The following is a 16689-nucleotide window of genomic DNA, read 5'->3' on the forward strand; positions in this document are numbered from 1 at the left end:
CATCAAAACGTCTAGTGCATTTTTTTGCAGCTATGGCCAGCAAGGTCAGTCCAGCGCAGCTCCTCGCTAGAGTCTGTGTGTGGTCAATCCCCCCAAGAAGAGGGCGTTCGACCCAATCGATTATCGTGAATTACTTCCAAGGATGGTTGATTAGCACGCCCCTGCACCAGTCTACGTGAGTCCTTTGTCGCTTGAATGACAGACTTTTTTCGCAGAAATATTTAGAGAATGTTGCCTTTTGGTACCTACGACAGACTTTCCAAAAAATTGTTGGTTCGTTGATCTCACGAATATCAATGCATCCAGAGGGTGGGCCGCGACAGACTTTATTCTTCAATATCATTTGCGACAAGCAGAAAGCGTGAAACGGTAAACGGGAGTACTGAGCTCGCGGAACGGGCGGTGTAGACTGATGGCCATTACGTATTTGCGCTCGAACGAGGAGTAGAACTTGAAATATTGGCCGGTGGTATTGCTCAGTCTTCTGCCTCTTTGGGCTCAGGCGCTGGAGGTTGGCGAGCGCTTGGCGCCGTGGACCTTACTTGATCAGTTCGATCAGGCCTTCACGCTCGATAACCAGACTCAAACGCTGCTGGTGGCGCGCAGCATGGACGCCGCCAAATTGGTCGGCGCCGCTCTGCAGGACCAGCCCAAGGGCTACCTGGAGGCTCGGCACGCGGTATTCGTCGCGGACATCCAGCGCATGCCTCGACTGATCGCGAAGATGTTCGCAATACCGGCCATGCGCGATTATTCCTATCGAGTGATGCTTGACCGTGACAGTCGCGTGGCGCCGCGCTACCCCGGGTCCGTGGATAAAGTGCTTTGGCTGCAGCTCAAGGACGGTCAATTGGTGGGCAAGCACGAATACGCCACGGCGGCACAATTGCGTGAGGCGCTGGAGAAAGCCCTGCCATGATCGGCGCATGCCTATGGGCGTTCACGCTGCAGTAACCTGTCCATGTTGTGCTTTATGACATCCATCACCGCGGCGGTCATCACTGAGGTGGAGACACCAAACATCAGGATTCCGTTGGCGGCCTCCAATGGGCCAAGCAGACGCCAGCGAGAGGACATGACGATATCGCCGTAGCCTAGCGTGGCGAAGTTGACCGCCGAGTGATACAGCGCGATGGCGAATTCGTCGAATTCGTTGAGCAGCATGAACAGCGTGGCCCAGATGGCGATCTGCACGAAATTACTCAGCAACATCAGCAGCATCACCATCGACAACAACAGGATATTCAGCCATTGCGTTTCAGGCGGTTTGGAATGCCTGAAATGCACGTAATGACGCAGGCACATAGTCACGAAAATGGCTTGCAGTACCAGGCATAACAACATCACGGGAAGGCCGGCCAGTAGATTCAACAGCATGGGAATATCCTCTGCCGCTGTGTCAGGCCTGTCCCTGGTTGTCTGGGCCGGGCTCTTGCGCCTGATCCACCCATTCCCAGAACAACTGATAGCCGACCGCGAGTATCACAGGGCCGATAAACAGGCCGAGGATTCCGCTCGTGACCATGCCGCCCAAGGCTCCGATCAGCACCACTGGCATCGGTACATCAACACCACGACCGAGCAGCAGCGGTTTGAGGACGTTATCGACCAGTCCCGCGATGAAGACATAAATGGCAAACACAATGGTCGCCGTACTGGCACCTTCGCTCATGAAAACAAAGACGATGACCGGAAGGGTAATCAGGGTTGCCGGTAATTGCATGATGCCAAGAAGCAGCACCGCCAAGGCGAGAATACCGGCGCCGGGAACGCCCATGAACACAAAGCCGATGCCCACCAACAGCATCTGAATGAACGCAATGCCGACCACCCCCAACGCCACTGCCCGGATGGTGGCGGTGCACAGATCGGCGATTTTCGGCCCGTTGATCGGGCCGCTGAAGCGCGTCACGATTCGCACCGCGCTGCGGTGGCCGCTTTCGCCATACGCTAAAAAAATACCGGCAATAAGCAAGGCGACGATGAATAAAAGGAGTCCCATGCTGACACCCGCAAGCTTGCTCAGCAGGGAGAGGCTGATACCTTTGATTTGCGGTATGAACTTTTGAGCCAGATCGGGCAGGTCAGTGGTGGCTTGTGCCCATAAGTTATAGAGAGGTTCTCCTACCAGTGGCCAGCTGGCGACCGCATCGGACGGTGGCGGAATATGGAAACTGTCGGTTTTGACCATGGTCATGACCCTCTCCACGGAATCCGCAAGCGAGGCTCCCAACAAATAAACAGGCACCATAAGAATACTGATGACGATCAATACGATCAGCGTCGCGGTGATCCCGTCCTTGTTCCCCAGCTTGCCTTTGAACCTGACTTGCAAGGGGTAGAGGGTGATTGCCAGGATCACCGACCATAGCATCAGGTCGAGGAACGGGCTGAATATCTGAAAGCAAAACATCACCAGGACGGCAATCACTCCGGCACGAATCAGTACATCGAGCAGGTCTCGGGAAAAAACCTTTTCGAGAGTGGGTATGGGAACCATTGATTACCTCCTGTAGAGGGTGACAAAGACATGCGTTCGGTAAGTCCAGCATAGACGGGCTTGCGACGTGCAGGCCGCGGGCGAGTCGGTAAATATTGATAAAGACTTGCGCTGCCACTCAGTGATCCTCGTCCTCCCAATCCACCGGATGAATCATCAGATAGCTGTCGACCGCAGTGCCTATTGTTGGAAAGAACGCCGTTTCGCCAAGCCGCGCGAAAAGCCCGAATCGCTTCAGTTTGTCCTTGACCGGGTCCTTCATCTCGGCCACGCACAACTTGATGCCCGCCGCGTGCAAGGTTTCGTCCAGCTCCGCCAACATGTCGGCAGAGGTCACGTCCACGCTGGTGACGGGTTCCGCCGCAACGACCAACCAGCGCACTGGCGTAGGCGACGCAGCCACTGCGTCGAGCACTCGCTCATGGAACAACTCGGCGTTGGCGAAAAACAACGGCGCATCCCAGCGAAACAGCACTAGCCCTGGAACTAGGCGTGCGTCGGGATAGCGCTTGATGTCGTGATAACCCTTGACGCCTTTCGCGCGTCCCAGAACGGCAGAGTAGGGACGCCAGCCATCCCACAGAAATTCGATGACGGCGATCACGATGGCCAGGCCAATGCCTTCAATAGCTCCCAGCACGGCCACGCCGACGGTGCAGACGATTGACAGCCAGAACTCCCAACGCTGGATTCGATAGATTCGTCGCAGGTCAGTGACCTCGATCAGGCCGATGGCGGAAGCGATCACTACCGCAGCCAATGCGCTGGTGGGTAAATCCTTCAACAGGTCCGGTGCCACCACCAGCAGTAAGGCAACAGCAAGCGCGCCGATGACTCCGGTCAGCTGGGTTTTGGCGCCTGCGGCCTCGGCCACGGGCGTACGTGACGAACTGCTGCTGATTGGAAAACCCTGAAAAAGCCCGGCGGCCAGATTGGCAACTCCGAGGCCCACCATTTCCTGGTTCGGGTCCACATAGGTACGGGTCCGCGCCGCATAGACACGCGAGAGCACGCTGGTATCGGCGAACGAAACCAGGGCAACGGCGCAACCGCCGATCAGGACGGGGACGATATCGGCACTGGTGATCCAGGGGATGGCGAACGCAGGCAAGCCTTGTGGCAGAGAGCCGAGGACCGATATTCCAGTGCGCGCGGCAAGGTCCAGTACACCCACGGCGACGGTCGCTCCTGCCACGGCGATCAGAATGCCCGGCACGCGCTTGTTGCTCTTGAGCAACAGGATCACCGCCAAAGTAGCTGCGCCGACCATGAAAGCGGTCCAGTTGGCTTTCCCCTCCATGATCGCTGTAGCGATCGCCCACAGGTTTCTCAGCGGGCCGTCGGATTCAATCGAAAAACCGAAAAACTTGGGCAGTTGGCTGATCAATACCGTCAGCGCGATTCCGTTCATGTACCCGTAGCGGATCGGTTTGGAAAGAAGCTCCGTGACAAAGCCAAGGCGCGCTATGCCGGCCAGGATGCACACCGCCCCCGACACGAGCGCCATCATGCCCGCAAGGGCGATTGCCCGATGCGGATCGCCGCCGGACAGTGGCAGGACGACGGCGAGGATAACGGCAGCCAGCGAGGAATCCGGCCCCAGCACCAGAATCCGGCTGGGTCCGAACAGCGCATACGCGAGCAGTGGAACGATGGTCGCGTAAAGGCCATAGATGCCGGGTACGCCCGATGCCACCGCGTAGGCGATACCGACAGGCACCAGCATCGTGGTCAGTACCAGTCCGGCCACGAGGTCGTGCCGAAACCAGGCTATTTTGTATCCGCGCAGTGTGCGCAGTCCTGGCAGCCAGCGACTCCAACCGGTGTCGCCGCCGGTATCCCGATGGGTAATCCGGCCCGGTTCCGGGACGGGAGACGAAGCATCCGAATGGCTCATAGGACTGTGGCCCTTTGGTGTACAGCGCAGATCCGCTTGAACGTGCCGGTCAGAATTTTTCTGGAATTCGCCGCAGCGGATAATTCGGCTCACGATAGCCGCCTGATTTCTGCCGTTTGGGTAAAATCACCTTCTCGCGCGGTACATTCTTGTACGGAATGCGGCTGAGCAAATCAGAGATGATGTTGAGGCGGGCCCGCTTTTTGTCGTTCGAGTCGGCCACCAGCCACGGAGCATGATCGGTGTCGGTCGCCTTGAACATGTCGTCACGTGCGCGCGAGTAGTCATACCAACGGCTGTATGACTTGAGATCCATTGGCGTCAGTTTCCAGATTTTGCGGCCATCCTTGATCCGCGCCTCGAGCCGGCGGGTCTGCTCCTCTTCGCTGACTTCCAGCCAATACTTGAACAGCATCACGCCCGAGTCGACCATCAAGCGTTCCATGAGGGGGGCCAGGGCCAGGAAACGGGTCGTCTGTTCATTGGTACAAAATCCCATCACCCGCTCGACCCCTGCGCGGTTGTACCAACTGCGATCGAAGATCACCACTTCTCCAGCCGCAGGCATGTGCGCCAGGTAGCGCTGTATATACATCTGGCTCTTCTCGCGCTCGGTCGGTGCAGGTAGCGCCACCACCCGAAAGACACGCGGGCTCACCCTTTCAGTGAGCGCCTTGATCGTCCCACCCTTGCCGGCACCGTCGCGCCCCTCGAAGACGATACAGATCTTGATGCCCTTGGCTTTTACCCACTCCTGCAACTTGACCATTTCGACATGCAGCAGGCGTAACTGCTCAAGATAGTCTTTGTTCTTCAGTTTCAAGGGTTCAGCGGCGTTACGTTTAACAGGGGTTTTCTTCTTGTTCTTTGCCATGACCAAAGCCTCACCTATGCCAGTCGCTGACTACCGATAGATAGACCCTGCAGGTGCAACTATCAGCTTGCAGATCGCGCATTGCTTGGAGCGAGACTGGCGTCAGATGTGGACGGCGCCTGACTTAACTCCATCACTAACCGGGTGAGTCTAGTCCATGAATCAACCCTCTACAGGGTTGCTACAGGCTCTTGGAACACTCCCCGCCCCACGCCCGACTCAGGGCATTGCACAAAACGGATAGCGATCTGCGCAAAGCGGCTATTGCCCCGTGCCCGGCGTCTTTACCCTCGGCTGTACGGACGTTAGCCGCGTTACCGACTCTTAAAAAAACAACAACAAGAGATAGATGCCATGCGCAAGATTGACGTACATGAGGTTATCGATAACGCACGATTCAACCGTTTTCACTGGATGGTGCTGTTCTGGTGCGCCCTGATCATCATCTTCGACGGATACGATTTGGTGATCTACGGCGTGGTGTTGCCGATGCTGATGAAGGAGTGGGGGCTCAGTCCCCTGCAAGCCGGCGCGCTGGGAAGTTATGCACTGTTCGGGATGATGTTCGGCGCGCTGTTTTTCGGCCCGCTGTCGGACAAGATCGGCCGCAAGAAAGCCATCACCCTGTGCGTAATGCTCTTCAGCGGTTTTACCGTGCTCAATGGTTTTGCCCGTAACCCCACCGAGTTTGGTCTCTGCCGGTTCATTGCCGGGCTGGGTATTGGCGGGGTGATGCCCAACGTCGTGGCGCTGATGAACGAGTACGCACCGAAGAAAATCCGCAGCACGTTGGTGGCGATCATGTTCAGCGGCTACTCGGTGGGCGGCATGCTCTCGGCGGGGCTCGGCATCGTGCTGATCCCGAGTTTTGGCTGGCAGTCAGTGTTTTACGTGGCGGTGCTGCCATTGCTGTTGTTGCCGCTGATCATGTACTTCCTGCCCGAATCGGTGGGTTTCATGCTGCGTCAGGGGCGCAATGAAGAGGCGCGCCACGTTCTGGAACGGGTTGATCCGGCTTACGTTGCACTCGCCAGCGATCAGTTGCACATGAGCGAAGTGAAGGGCACTGGCACCCCGGTGTTGCAACTGTTCCGCGAGGGGCGTGCGCTGCGCACGTTGATGCTGTGGCTGGCGTTCTTCTGCTGCTTGCTGATGGTCTACGCCTTGAGTTCCTGGCTGCCGAAACTGATGGCCAACGCCGGTTACAGCCTGGGTTCGAGTCTGTCGTTCCTGCTGGTGCTCAACTTCGGTGCCATATTCGGTGCGGTTGGCGGCGGGGTGCTGGGCGACAAGCTCAACCTGCCGCGCGTGTTGGCGGTGTTCTTCGTTGTGGCTGCTGCATCGATCACCTTGCTGGGCTTCAACAGTCCAATGCCGGTGTTGTACCTGCTGATTGCCCTTGCCGGCGCCACCACCATCGGCTCGCAGATTCTGTTGTACGCCTGCGCCGCGCAGTTCTACTCCATGACCATTCGCTCCACCGGTTTGGGTTGGGCCTCAGGCATCGGCCGCAACGGCGCGATCGTCGGCCCACTGCTGGGCGGTGCGTTGCTGGGGATCAGCCTGCCGCTGCAACTGAACTTCATGGCGTTTGCCTTGCCCGGTGCGGTGGCCGCCCTCGCCATGACCGTGTTCGCCATCAGCGACCAGCGCAGCGCCAAAGGTGCCGTCCAGACGCTAGCGCCGACCAGCGCTTGAACCAGACAGCGGTCGGCACGGCGTCATGCCGTGTCGCCTGCCTGGTCGCCCACACTTTTTTCCGAACAAGAGCGACCGGGCCTGTGCCACGGATCGCCTGACGAGTCTTGCGGCGAGGTTTCATGAAAGCGTTATTCCAGGACTTTTCCCTGTCTGCTGCCGTCGCCGGAGTTATCGCCACGGTGATTTCCTATGCAGGCCCCTTGGTGATCATCTTTCAGGCCGCCGAGACCGCGCACCTCTCGCGTGAAGTCTTGTCGTCCTGGGTCTGGGCGATTTCCATCGGCAGCGCCGTGCTCGGCATCGGTTTGAGCCTGCGTTACCGCGTCCCGGTGATCATCGCGTGGTCGGCACCAGGTTCGGCATTGCTGGTGGCGTTGTTGCCGGGGATCTCCATGCCGGAGGCGGTGGGCGCTTATCTGGTCAGCAGCCTGATTATTTTCCTGGTCGGAGTGTCGGGGGCGTTTGACTGGATCATCGGCAAACTGCCCGCGGCAATTGCAGCAGCGATGCTGGCGGGGATTCTGTTCAGCTTCGGCACGGGGCTGTTCGTCTCGTTGCAAGGCAAGCCGCTGTTGGTGCTGGCGATGTTTGCCACGTACCTGATCTGCAAGCGGGTGATGCCGCGTTATGCGGTGTTGATGGTGCTGCTGGTGGGCTGTTCGATTGCGTTTCTCGCCGGTGATTTGCACCGCGAAGCGCTGGTGATTGGCTTGGCCACGCCGGTATGGATCACCCCCGCGTTCAGCCTGAGCGCGATCCTGAATGTCGCCTTGCCGCTGGTGATGGTGGCGCTGACCGGCCAGTTTGTTCCCGGCATGGCGGTGCTGCGTGCCAGCGGTTACCCAACGCCGGCCAGCCCGATCATCGCCAGCAGTGCGTTGGGCACTGCGCTGTTGGCACCGTTCGGTTGTCATGGGCTGAATCTGGCGGCGATTACCGCGGCCATTTGTACCGGTCGCGAGGCCCATGAAGATCCGCGCAAACGCTATGTGGCCGGGGTCGTGGGCGGGCTGTGTTACCTGGTGCTGGGGATCTTCGGAGCCACGCTGGTTTCGTTGTTTTCGGCGTTCCCCAAGGAACTGATCGCGGCCCTGGCCGGGCTGGCGCTGTTCGCGGCGATAGCCGGGGCGTTGGCCGGTGCAATGGCGGTGCCGAGTGATCGAGAAGCCGCGCTGGTGACTTTTCTCACCACCGCCTCAGGCATGTCGCTGTTTGGTTTGTCCGCCGCATTTTGGGGGCTGATTTTCGGCATGGTCACGCATGTGCTGTTGAGTGCCCGGCGTCCCGCGCCGGCGACTCAAGCCACCCCTGTGCAGGAGGTGGTGCGCTGACCGAGCAGGTAATCGCAACCCCGATCCTTATCCGTTTTCACCATCCCCCGCGGCGAATCCGCCACGGGTGGAGCACTTCAACCTGTCGATCAATAACAATAAGAGAACAGCGATGAAACAGATTCTTCCAGCAACCGGTTCAGTGTTGTCCCTGGCGGTCGTCTCGGGTTTTTCCAGTGGCGTGATGGCCGCCGAGGGCGGGTTCATCGAAGACACCACGGCCACTTTGCAGGCGCGTAACTACTACTTCAGTCGGGACTTCTCGGACATCGTCGGCGCCAATCAACAGTCGAAGGCCGAAGAGTGGGCGCAGGGCTTCATCCTCAACGTCAAATCCGGTTATACCCAGGGCCCGGTCGGTTTTGGCGTGGATGTCATTGGCTTGCTCGGCCTCAAGCTCGATAGCAGTCCAGACCGGGTCAATACCGGTTTGCTGCCGGTGCACGATGACGGACGCGCGGCAAATGATTACAGCCGTCTGGAAGGTGCGTTGAAGATGCGTTACTCCAAGACCGAGTTGAAAGTGGGGGAGTTGCAACCCAACCTGCCGGTGCTGGCCTTCAGCGATATCCGTCTGCTGCCGCCCAGCTATCAGGGCGCGAGCATCAGCTCCAATGAGATCGATGGCCTGACCTTGCAAGGCGGCCACTTGAATTCGACCAGCCTGCGCAATGAGGCCGGCGACGAAAAGATGCAAGCCATGCTCGGCCATGTTCCGCAGCGTCAGGTCAGCAGCGATGGCTTCAACTTTGCCGGCGCCGACTACGCCTTCAATGACAAACGCAGCTCGGTCAGTGCCTGGTTCGGGCAACTGGAAGATATCTACAACCAGCGCTTTCTCGGCTTCAAGCACAGTGAGCCGTTGGGAGACTGGACCCTGGGCGCCAACCTTGGCTATTACGACTCGCGTGAAGACGGCAAAAAGTTGCTGGGCAATATCGACAACCAGGCGTTCTTCTCGTTGCTGTCGGCCAAGCGGGGAGGGCACACGTTTTATGTCGGCTATCAGGGCATGTTCGGCGACAGCGCTTTCCCGCGAGTCTTTGCCAACATCTCGCCATTGGGCAACGAAGTGCCGACCTACGAGTTCGCCTTCACCGATGAGCGTTCCTGGCAGGCGCGTTATGACTATGATTTCGCGGCCCTCGGCATGCCGGGGCTGACCAGCACCGTGCGCTACATCACCGGTAATAACGTCGACACTGGCAAGGGCTTTGAAGGCAAGGACCACGAGCGCGATCTGGATATCGGTTATGTGCTGCAGAGCGGCAGTCTCAAAGGCCTCGGGATCCGCGTGCGCAACGTCATGGCGCGCTCCAACTACCGCAGTGATATCGACGAGAACCGCCTGATCCTCAGCTACACCTGGAAGCTGTTATGAGCAGTGTCACAGGCTGCTCGTGCAGTCACCCATGACTTCGTATGTCACGCGATGGGTCTGGCCCTGATGATCGACATACTCCATGGTCGCAGGCACAACCGCGCAGGCGGTTGCGGTGTTCGTCACTGAAACCACCTTGGCGATGTCCAGCGGCTGCGACGGGTTGTATGAGGTGGCGGCTGGCTCGTTTCCGGCGGCCAGGGCCGAGGTGGCGACGAGGGTCAGAAACAGGCTGATCAAGGTTTTCATCTTTCCGTGCTCCGTGTTGATTCCGATGCTTGGATTTTAGTCTTTGCCCGCTATCGATAAAGGGGCATGGGGCTGATTCAGCCTTGCAGGAAACGTAACAATCGCTGGCTCTTTTTGATCGGGTACATATCCGTTTCTGCGGTAACGACCGCCTATGGTTCCGCCCTTACGGCGGGTCACTTTCGAAAAGCGCGAAAGTGACTCGCTGTAAGAGCGAAACCATAAGCCGCCGTTACCGCAGCAACGGATATGTACACGATCAGAAAAGAGCCGCCATTGCCGCAGCAACGGATATACCCCCAATCGTAAAACGCCCCTCCAGAGCAAAGTCGAAGGGCGGTGTAGACTGAAGCCCTGTTCTCTTTCGGCAAGACAAGGGAGTATGCCCAGCCATGATCGGTGCCGAGTTACTGTCACCCCAAACCCTCACAGTGGGTTGGCTGATCTATATTCCGGTGCTGATCTGGGCCATTGCGCGAGCCCCTTGGGTCGAACTGTTCAGCGATAGCCGCCGTCAGCATTTGTTGTTCGGCACGGTGTTCGCACTGTTCATGCTCTGGCTGGTGCGACGGGACTTCGACACCGGCGTGTCCTATCACTTCATCGGTATGACGGCGGTGACGTTACTGCTCGATTGGCCGTTGGCGATTGTCGGCGGGTTGGTCGCGCAAGCGGGATTGGTGCTCCTCGGACGGCAGGACATGGTGGCCATGGGGGTCAACGGCGCGCTGTTGATTCTGCTGCCGGTGCTGGTCACCGAGTGCTGCGCAATCCTGGTCGAACGCGCGCAGCCGCGTAATCCCTTTGTGTACATCTTCTGTTCCGGTTTTTTTGCCGCTGCGTTGTCGGCCCTGTTGTGTTTGATTCTGGCGCTCACATTGCTGTGGTACGACGAACGTTTCGCCATGCCCTATTGGCTGATAGATTTTGTCGGTTACCTGTGGCTACTGATTTTCCCGGAAGCCTTTATCAACGGCATGGTGGTCAGCGCATTGGTGGTGTTCTGCCCCGAATGGCTGGAGACGTTCAATCGTACGCGCTACCTTTCGGCGCCCTGGAAGGACGACGATCCCAAATCTTGATCCACATCAAACTCAAAAAACGTTGCCGAATCCATGCTCCGGAAAACCTTCAGGAGTATCGAAATGAGTGTGTATGAATGGGCCAGGCAGGAGTTGCGTCAGAGTCTGGATGTGGCGCAAGAGGTGGGCTTTGATCCGGGATTGAGCCTGCGCGCCTTGCTCAGTGCGGTGGTGCAGCAGAGCAAGGCGGTACGCAATATCGAAGACTTGGCCGATGAGTTGCGGTTTCTCGCCGAGAACCTCGACGAGGGCCAGGACTATGGCTTTATGCGGCCCTGACGGTCGGGGTCAGTGACGCGGGTCGAAGTCGCCGCTGAACAACTCGTCCTCGGCATCGGGGGCCACCGGAATCTTGTGTTCTTCCGATGCCCAGGCGCCCAGGTCGATCAGTTTGCAGCGGTCCGAACAGAACGGCCGGTTGACGTTGCTGGTGACCCATTCGACGGGAGCGCCGCAGGTTGGACAATTGACGGTTGGGGTTTGGCTCATGACTGGCCTCCACGCAAAGTAAGGTAAAAGTGATGCAGGCGTTCGACCTCGCTGTGCAGCCAGGCAAGGTCGCGGTCATTGACCACCACATCGTCGGCATGGCTCACGCGGTCCTGTCGGCTGGACTGGGCCTTGAGGATCGCCTGAACCTGCTGTTCGCTGGTCTGGTCACGTTGCAGGGTGCGTTCGATCTGTAACTGTTCCGGGGCATCGATCACCAGGACCCGCTGGGTCATGGCGTACTGCCCGGACTCGATCAGCAGCGGCGAAACCAGAATCGCGTAAGACGATTGTGCCTTGGCCAGATGGTGGGCGATCTCCTCGGCGATCAGCGGATGCAGCAGCGCTTCGAGCCAGCGGCGTTCATCCGGGACTTCGAAAATCAGCTTGCGCAGTGCCGCGCGATCCAGTTGGCCGTCGGCTTGCAGCACGCCGGGGCCAAAGTGCTCGGCGATCTTCGCCAGTGCCGGGCGACCGGGTTCGACCACCCAGCGAGCCGCATGATCGGCGTCCACCACGTGCACGCCCAGATCGATGAAGTGCTGGGCTGCCGCGCTTTTGCCGCTGCCGATGCCGCCAGTCAGACCGAGAATCCAGGGTTTTTCCACAGGGGTATTCATTTCAAACCGACAAACTGCCAATAGAAGCCGGTTATTTGACCACCCCAGAGCAAGGCAATCCAGCCGGCAATCGCCAGATAGGGGCCAAAGGGCAGCGGCGTCGAGGTTTTTGCGTCCCGCAGGCGCAGCAAAATCACCCCGATGATGGCGCCCAGCAGCGATGACAGCAGGATGGTCAGCGGCAGGATTTGCCAGCCGCCCCAGGCGCCGAGCATCGCCAATAGCTTGAAGTCGCCGTAGCCGATGCCGTCCTTGCCGGTGATCAGCTTGAACAGCCAGAACACCGTCCACAGCGCCATGTAGCCGGCCACCGCGCCCCAGAGCGCGTCATGCAGAGACACGAAGAGCCCGAAACTGTTGACGATCAACCCCAGCCATATCAACGGCAGCACCAGCACGTCCGGCAACAGCTGGTGTTCGGCGTCGATCAGGCTCATCGCCAACAGGCCCCAGCTCAGGACCAGCACCATGCAGGCCTGCCAACCGAAACCGAAATGCCAGGCGACGAACGCCGATAGCACGCCGCAGGCCAGTTCGGTCAGCGGGTAACGTTTGCTGATCGGCGCCGCGCAGTTCGAGCATCGTCCACGTAAAAACAGATAACTGAGCACGGGAATGTTTTCCCAGGCTCGAATCCGATGGCCGCAGTCGGGGCACTCGGAGTGAGGCAGTATCAGGTTGTAAGTCGGGCCAGGGACTTCGGGTGGCAAATTCAGTACCTCGTGGGCCTGCAGGCGCCATTCACGCTCAAGCATTTTCGGCAGGCGCCAGACCACCACATTGAGGAAACTGCCGATCAGCAAGCCGATCACCAATGCAGTGATCACGAAGGCCTGCGGGTTGAGACTCAGAAATTCGTTCAAGGACATATCAGATCGCTGAGCCAAGTTGGAAGATAGGCAAGTACATCGCAACCACCAGGCCGCCGACGATAACCCCCAGCACCACCATGATGAAAGGCTCCATCAGACTGGTCAGGTTATCGACCATGTTATCCACCTCGTCCTCATAGAAACTCGCGACCTTGTCGAGCATGTCGTCCAGCGCACCGGACTCTTCACCAATGGCCGTCATCTGGATTGCCATGTTCGGAAAGATGCCGGAAGTGCGCATGGAAAAATTCAGCTGCATGCCAGTTGAAACGTCCTGCTTGATGCGTAACACCGCTCGCTTGAACACGATGTTGCCAGTCGCGCCCGCCACTGAATCCAGGGCTTCGACCAGTGGCACCCCGGCGGCAAAGGTCGTCGACAAGGTGCGGGCGTAACGGGCCACGGCGGACTTGTACATGAGCGCGCCAACCAACGGCAGTTTCAGCAGCCAGGTGTCCATCCGGTCCCGAAAGCCCGGGGACTTTTTAAAGGCATGGCGGACGCCGAAGACCAGCGCACCCAGCATGCCGAGCACCATCCACCACCAGGCCTGCAGGAACTCCGACAAGCCGATGACCATCACGGTGAACGCCGGCAGCTCGGCGCCAAACCCCGAGAACACCGACTCGAACTGCGGCACAACCTTGACCAGCAGAATCCCGGTCACAATGATCGCGACGAACACCACCGCCAGCGGGTAAGTCATGGCTTTCTTGATTTTGGCCTTGAGGCTTTCGCTCTTTTCCTTGTAGGTCGCCACTCGTTCCAACAAGGTATCGAGGGCGCCGGCCTGTTCGCCGGCATCCACCAGGTTGCAGTACAGCTCATCGAAATACTGGGGCTTTTTGCGCAGGGCTGCGGCGAAGCTGTTGCCGGCCGCGACTTCCTGTTTCACCTCGTCTACCAGCTTGCGCATGTTCGGGTTATCGAAGCCCTCGCCGATAATGTCGAACGATTGCAGCAGCGGTACGCCGGCTTTCATCATGGTCGCCATCTGCCGGGTAAACAGGGCAATGTCCAACGCCTTGATGCGTTTGCCGGCACTGAAAATGGACGCGGTTTTTTTCCGCACCTTGCCCGGGTTGATCCCTTGCTTGCGTAACTGGGCCTTGATCAGCGCGGGATTTTGGCCGGTCAATTCGCCGGTCATTTTTGTGCCTTTTTTGTCTGTGCCTTCCCAGGCGTATACGCTGATTTTCGCTGCTTTGACCGCCATGTTCAGTCCTTCGTGACCCGGTTGATTTCTTCAAGGCTGGTGATGCCTTGCATGGCCTTGAGCAGGCCCGAAGTACGCAGGTCGTTGAAGCCGTCCTTACGCATCTGGATGTCGATTTCCAGTGAGTTGCCTTCGGCCATGATCAGCCGTTGCAGGTCTGGGGTGTTCTTTACCACTTCATAAATCCCTACTCGCCCTTTGTAACCGCTGTTGCACTGATCGCAACCGATCGGTTCATAGATCGTGAACGAGCCGATGCGTTCCTCGGGAAAGCCTTCTTTGAGCAACGCCTCGCGGGGAATCTCGATGGGCTTTTTGCAATGACTGCACAGTTTGCGCGCCAGGCGCTGAGCGATGATCAGGCTGACCGAGGTCGCGATGTTGAAGCCCTGAATCCCCATGTTGTGCAGGCGTGTCAGGGTTTGCGCGGCGCTGTTGGTGTGTAGGGTGGAAAGTACCATGTGCCCGGTCTGGGCAGCCTTGATGGCGATTTCGGCGGTTTCGAGGTCGCGGATTTCGCCGACCATGATCACGTCCGGGTCCTGACGCAGAAACGAGCGCAGCGCCTGGGCGAAATCCAGTCCTTGCCTGGGATTGACGTTGACCTGGTTGATGCCTTCCATGTTGATTTCTACCGGGTCTTCGGCGGTGGAGATATTGATGTCGACGGTGTTGAGGATGTTCAACCCTGTATAGAGCGACACGGTCTTGCCCGAGCCGGTGGGACCGGTCACCAGAATCATCCCTTGTGGCTGCTTGAGGGCGGCCATGTACAGGTCTTTCTGGTCGGGTTCGTAACCGAGGGCATCGATGCCCATTTGGGCACTGGACGGGTCGAGGATCCGGATCACCACCTTCTCGCCCCACAGGGTTGGCAGGGTGTTGACCCGGAAGTCGATGGAGTTGCTTTTGGACAGGCGCATCTTGATTCGCCCGTCCTGGGGTTTGCGCCGTTCGGAGATGTCGAGACTGGCCATGACCTTCAGCCGCGAAGCAATGCGGTTGGCCAGTTGTGTCGGCCTTGCGACCTCTCGCAGCATGCCATCGGTGCGCATCCGCACGCGGTAGATTTTTTCATAGGGCTCGAAATGCAGGTCGGAAGAACCGCTCTTGATCGCGTCGAGCAGCATCTTGTGGACGAAGCGCACCACGGGCGCATCATCGGTATCTTGCCCCGGGATGGAATCCTGGTGCTGGTCATCGACCGACTCGATGTCCAGCCCGTCGAGGTCGACATCGGCCATGTCTTCCAGACCGGTGGAGGGGTTGTCGAAGAATTTTTCGATGGCGTCGCTGAGCTTGTCTTCCTCCACCAGAATGGCTTCGGTGCTCAGCCCGGTGCTGAACTGGATGTCGTTGATGGCTTGATGATTGGTCGGGTCGGAAATCCCCACGAACAGCTTGTTACCCCGTCGCCAGAGGGGCAGGGCGTGGTGCTGGCGGATCAGTTTCTCGCTGACCAGCCCTCGGGGTTGGGTGTCCTTGTCCAGGCAATTGAGGTCCAGCAGGGCCATGCCGAAATGCTCCGAGGCCACCTCGGCGACTTGCCAGCTCTTCAGCAGTTTGTTTTGCACCAGATAGCTGACCAGCGAGATTCGATTGCGTTGGGCTTGTTGATACGCCTGTTGCGCACTTTGATCAGTGATCAGCTCGGCCAGTACCAATTGCTTGGCCAGACCGCTAAGGGCAATGTCATTCATTGGGATACCGGCCGCAGACAGTTAATGACTTATAGCCTAGTCAAGCAGTGGAACCAAACCGGCCGGGGTGAGGTGACAAAAAGTGTCAGATAGTGCGGTTCCTTGGAGTAGGAAAGGTCTTTGCCGCGATCTCGCGCCCAGCAGGCAGGGGCGCGCGCGGCTTGGCATGACCTGTGCTGTGCCTTGTTCAGATCATGAGATTTCGACTCATGCATGGAGCCTGTCTATGAAAAATCAAAAAGGTTTTACTCTGATTGAACTGCTGATCGTGGTGGCGATCATCGGGATTCTGGCGACGTTTGCATTGCCACAGTATTCGAAGTACCAGGCGCGGGCGAAGGTCACTGCCGGCCTTGCAGAAATATCGGCACTGAAGGTGCCTTTCGAAGACATCATCAACCAAGGCACCAACCCTACCCTCGAACTGATCGGCGGTACGACGACTACAGGCAATTGCACGATTACGGCAACAGGTACCGCCTCTTCCGGTGTTGGCAGTATTGGCTGCACGATTCTCAATGCCCCGGGACCGGTGCTCAGCAAAACCATTACGCTTTCACGCACACTCGCTGGCGGCTGGACTTGCGCCACTACGGTTGAACAGGAATACGCTCCTAAAGGCTGCACTGGTGCTGCTGCCGCTGGCTCTTGATCCATTGTCATCCTGCCAATGCCCCGCCTTTCACGACGCGGGGTATTTTTTTGCTCGTCATTTGAGGAGCGCACCAATAATCAAGAAAACCCCCCGACAATTCATGGCCTTAGGCCGGCGTTAAA

The 16689-nt window shown here is 58.4% G+C and carries 17 protein-coding genes; 7 read left to right on the top strand and 10 right to left on the bottom strand.

Annotated features, from left to right (window positions below; genetic code table 11):
* Nucleotides 1-451 precede the first annotated feature (451 nt).
* Entirely contained in the window at nt 452-919 is a 468-nt protein-coding gene (locus PSH65_RS04705) for an FAD/FMN-containing dehydrogenase (protein WP_305425137.1), read from the top strand.
* Nucleotides 920-930: 11 nt separating this feature from the next.
* On the opposite strand, the gene PSH65_RS04710 is transcribed toward PSH65_RS04705, so the two are convergent.
* From PSH65_RS04710 to ppk2, 4 genes are all read right to left on the bottom strand, one after another.
* The gene (locus PSH65_RS04710; RefSeq protein ID WP_305425138.1) at nt 931-1377 is read right to left on the bottom strand and encodes a potassium channel family protein; all 447 of its coding nucleotides are present in this window, start codon (nt 1375-1377) and stop codon (nt 931-933) included.
* 22 nt (nt 1378-1399) lie between these two features.
* The gene (locus PSH65_RS04715; protein ID WP_305425139.1) at nt 1400-2500 is read right to left on the bottom strand and encodes an AI-2E family transporter; all 1101 of its coding nucleotides are present in this window, start codon (nt 2498-2500) and stop codon (nt 1400-1402) included.
* A 118-nt stretch (nt 2501-2618) separates the two neighbouring features.
* Nucleotides 2619-4397, bottom strand: a complete 1779-nt coding sequence (locus PSH65_RS04720; RefSeq protein ID WP_305426939.1) for a SulP family inorganic anion transporter — start codon at nt 4395-4397, stop codon at nt 2619-2621.
* A 49-nt stretch (nt 4398-4446) separates the two neighbouring features.
* Nucleotides 4447-5271 carry a polyphosphate kinase 2 gene (ppk2, locus tag PSH65_RS04725; protein WP_305425140.1) on the bottom strand — a complete coding sequence of 275 codons (825 nt, stop codon included), beginning with the start codon at nt 5269-5271 and terminating at the stop codon, nt 4447-4449.
* Between the two features lie 354 nt (nt 5272-5625).
* Between ppk2 and PSH65_RS04730 the strand changes: the two genes are divergently transcribed.
* The 3 genes from PSH65_RS04730 (at nt 5626) to PSH65_RS04740 (ending at nt 9684) form a co-directional block, all read left to right on the top strand.
* Nucleotides 5626-6969 (top strand): MFS transporter, encoded by a 1344-nt coding sequence (locus PSH65_RS04730; RefSeq protein WP_305425141.1) that lies wholly within the window; start codon nt 5626-5628, stop codon nt 6967-6969.
* 122 nt (nt 6970-7091) lie between these two features.
* Nucleotides 7092-8303, top strand: a complete 1212-nt coding sequence (locus tag PSH65_RS04735; RefSeq protein ID WP_305425142.1) for a benzoate/H(+) symporter BenE family transporter — start codon at nt 7092-7094, stop codon at nt 8301-8303.
* A 112-nt stretch (nt 8304-8415) separates the two neighbouring features.
* Nucleotides 8416-9684 (top strand): OprD family porin, encoded by a 1269-nt coding sequence (locus PSH65_RS04740; RefSeq protein WP_305425143.1) that lies wholly within the window; start codon nt 8416-8418, stop codon nt 9682-9684.
* Nucleotides 9685-9690: 6 nt separating this feature from the next.
* Here PSH65_RS04740 and PSH65_RS04745 read toward each other — a convergent pair whose 3' ends face one another.
* The gene (locus PSH65_RS04745; protein WP_305425144.1) at nt 9691-9933 is read right to left on the bottom strand and encodes a DUF2790 domain-containing protein; all 243 of its coding nucleotides are present in this window, start codon (nt 9931-9933) and stop codon (nt 9691-9693) included.
* A 392-nt stretch (nt 9934-10325) separates the two neighbouring features.
* Here PSH65_RS04745 and PSH65_RS04750 point away from each other — a divergent pair, with 392 nt between their 5' ends.
* Together PSH65_RS04750 and PSH65_RS04755 are read left to right on the top strand one after the other, a co-directional pair.
* Nucleotides 10326-11015 (top strand): energy-coupling factor ABC transporter permease, encoded by a 690-nt coding sequence (locus PSH65_RS04750; protein WP_305425145.1) that lies wholly within the window; start codon nt 10326-10328, stop codon nt 11013-11015.
* Nucleotides 11016-11078: 63 nt separating this feature from the next.
* Entirely contained in the window at nt 11079-11294 is a 216-nt protein-coding gene (locus PSH65_RS04755; RefSeq protein ID WP_007938959.1) for a hypothetical protein, read from the top strand.
* 9 nt (nt 11295-11303) lie between these two features.
* On the opposite strand, the gene yacG is transcribed toward PSH65_RS04755, so the two are convergent.
* Genes yacG through pilB form a run of 5 tightly spaced genes read right to left on the bottom strand, consistent with a single transcriptional unit; the run spans nt 11304 to nt 15912 of the window.
* Entirely contained in the window at nt 11304-11504 is a 201-nt protein-coding gene (yacG, locus tag PSH65_RS04760) for a DNA gyrase inhibitor YacG (RefSeq protein WP_305425146.1), read from the bottom strand.
* Complete coding sequence (gene coaE, locus PSH65_RS04765) at nt 11501-12124, bottom strand: dephospho-CoA kinase (protein WP_305425147.1); 624 nt, start codon at nt 12122-12124, stop codon at nt 11501-11503. The genes yacG and coaE overlap by 4 nt, the downstream gene beginning before the upstream one ends.
* On the bottom strand, nt 12121-12993 hold the full coding sequence (locus tag PSH65_RS04770) for an A24 family peptidase (RefSeq protein ID WP_305425148.1): 873 nt from the start codon (nt 12991-12993) through the stop codon (nt 12121-12123). Before PSH65_RS04770 ends, coaE begins: the two co-directional genes overlap by 4 nt.
* A 1-nt stretch (nt 12994) precedes the next feature.
* On the bottom strand, nt 12995-14212 hold the full coding sequence (locus PSH65_RS04775; RefSeq protein WP_305425149.1) for a type II secretion system F family protein: 1218 nt from the start codon (nt 14210-14212) through the stop codon (nt 12995-12997).
* Between the two features lie 2 nt (nt 14213-14214).
* Nucleotides 14215-15912: a type IV-A pilus assembly ATPase PilB gene (gene pilB / locus PSH65_RS04780; RefSeq protein ID WP_305425150.1), complete on the bottom strand. Its 1698-nt coding sequence runs from the start codon at nt 15910-15912 to the stop codon at nt 14215-14217.
* Between the two features lie 226 nt (nt 15913-16138).
* On the opposite strand from pilB, the gene PSH65_RS04785 reads away from it, so the two are divergent.
* Nucleotides 16139-16564 carry a pilin gene (locus tag PSH65_RS04785; RefSeq protein ID WP_305425151.1) on the top strand — a complete coding sequence of 142 codons (426 nt, stop codon included), beginning with the start codon at nt 16139-16141 and terminating at the stop codon, nt 16562-16564.
* Nucleotides 16565-16689: the final 125 nt, after the last annotated feature.

The organism is Pseudomonas sp. FP603, assembly GCF_030687415.1.
In the GTDB taxonomy this organism is placed as follows: Bacteria; Pseudomonadota; Gammaproteobacteria; order Pseudomonadales; family Pseudomonadaceae; genus Aquipseudomonas; species Aquipseudomonas wuhanensis.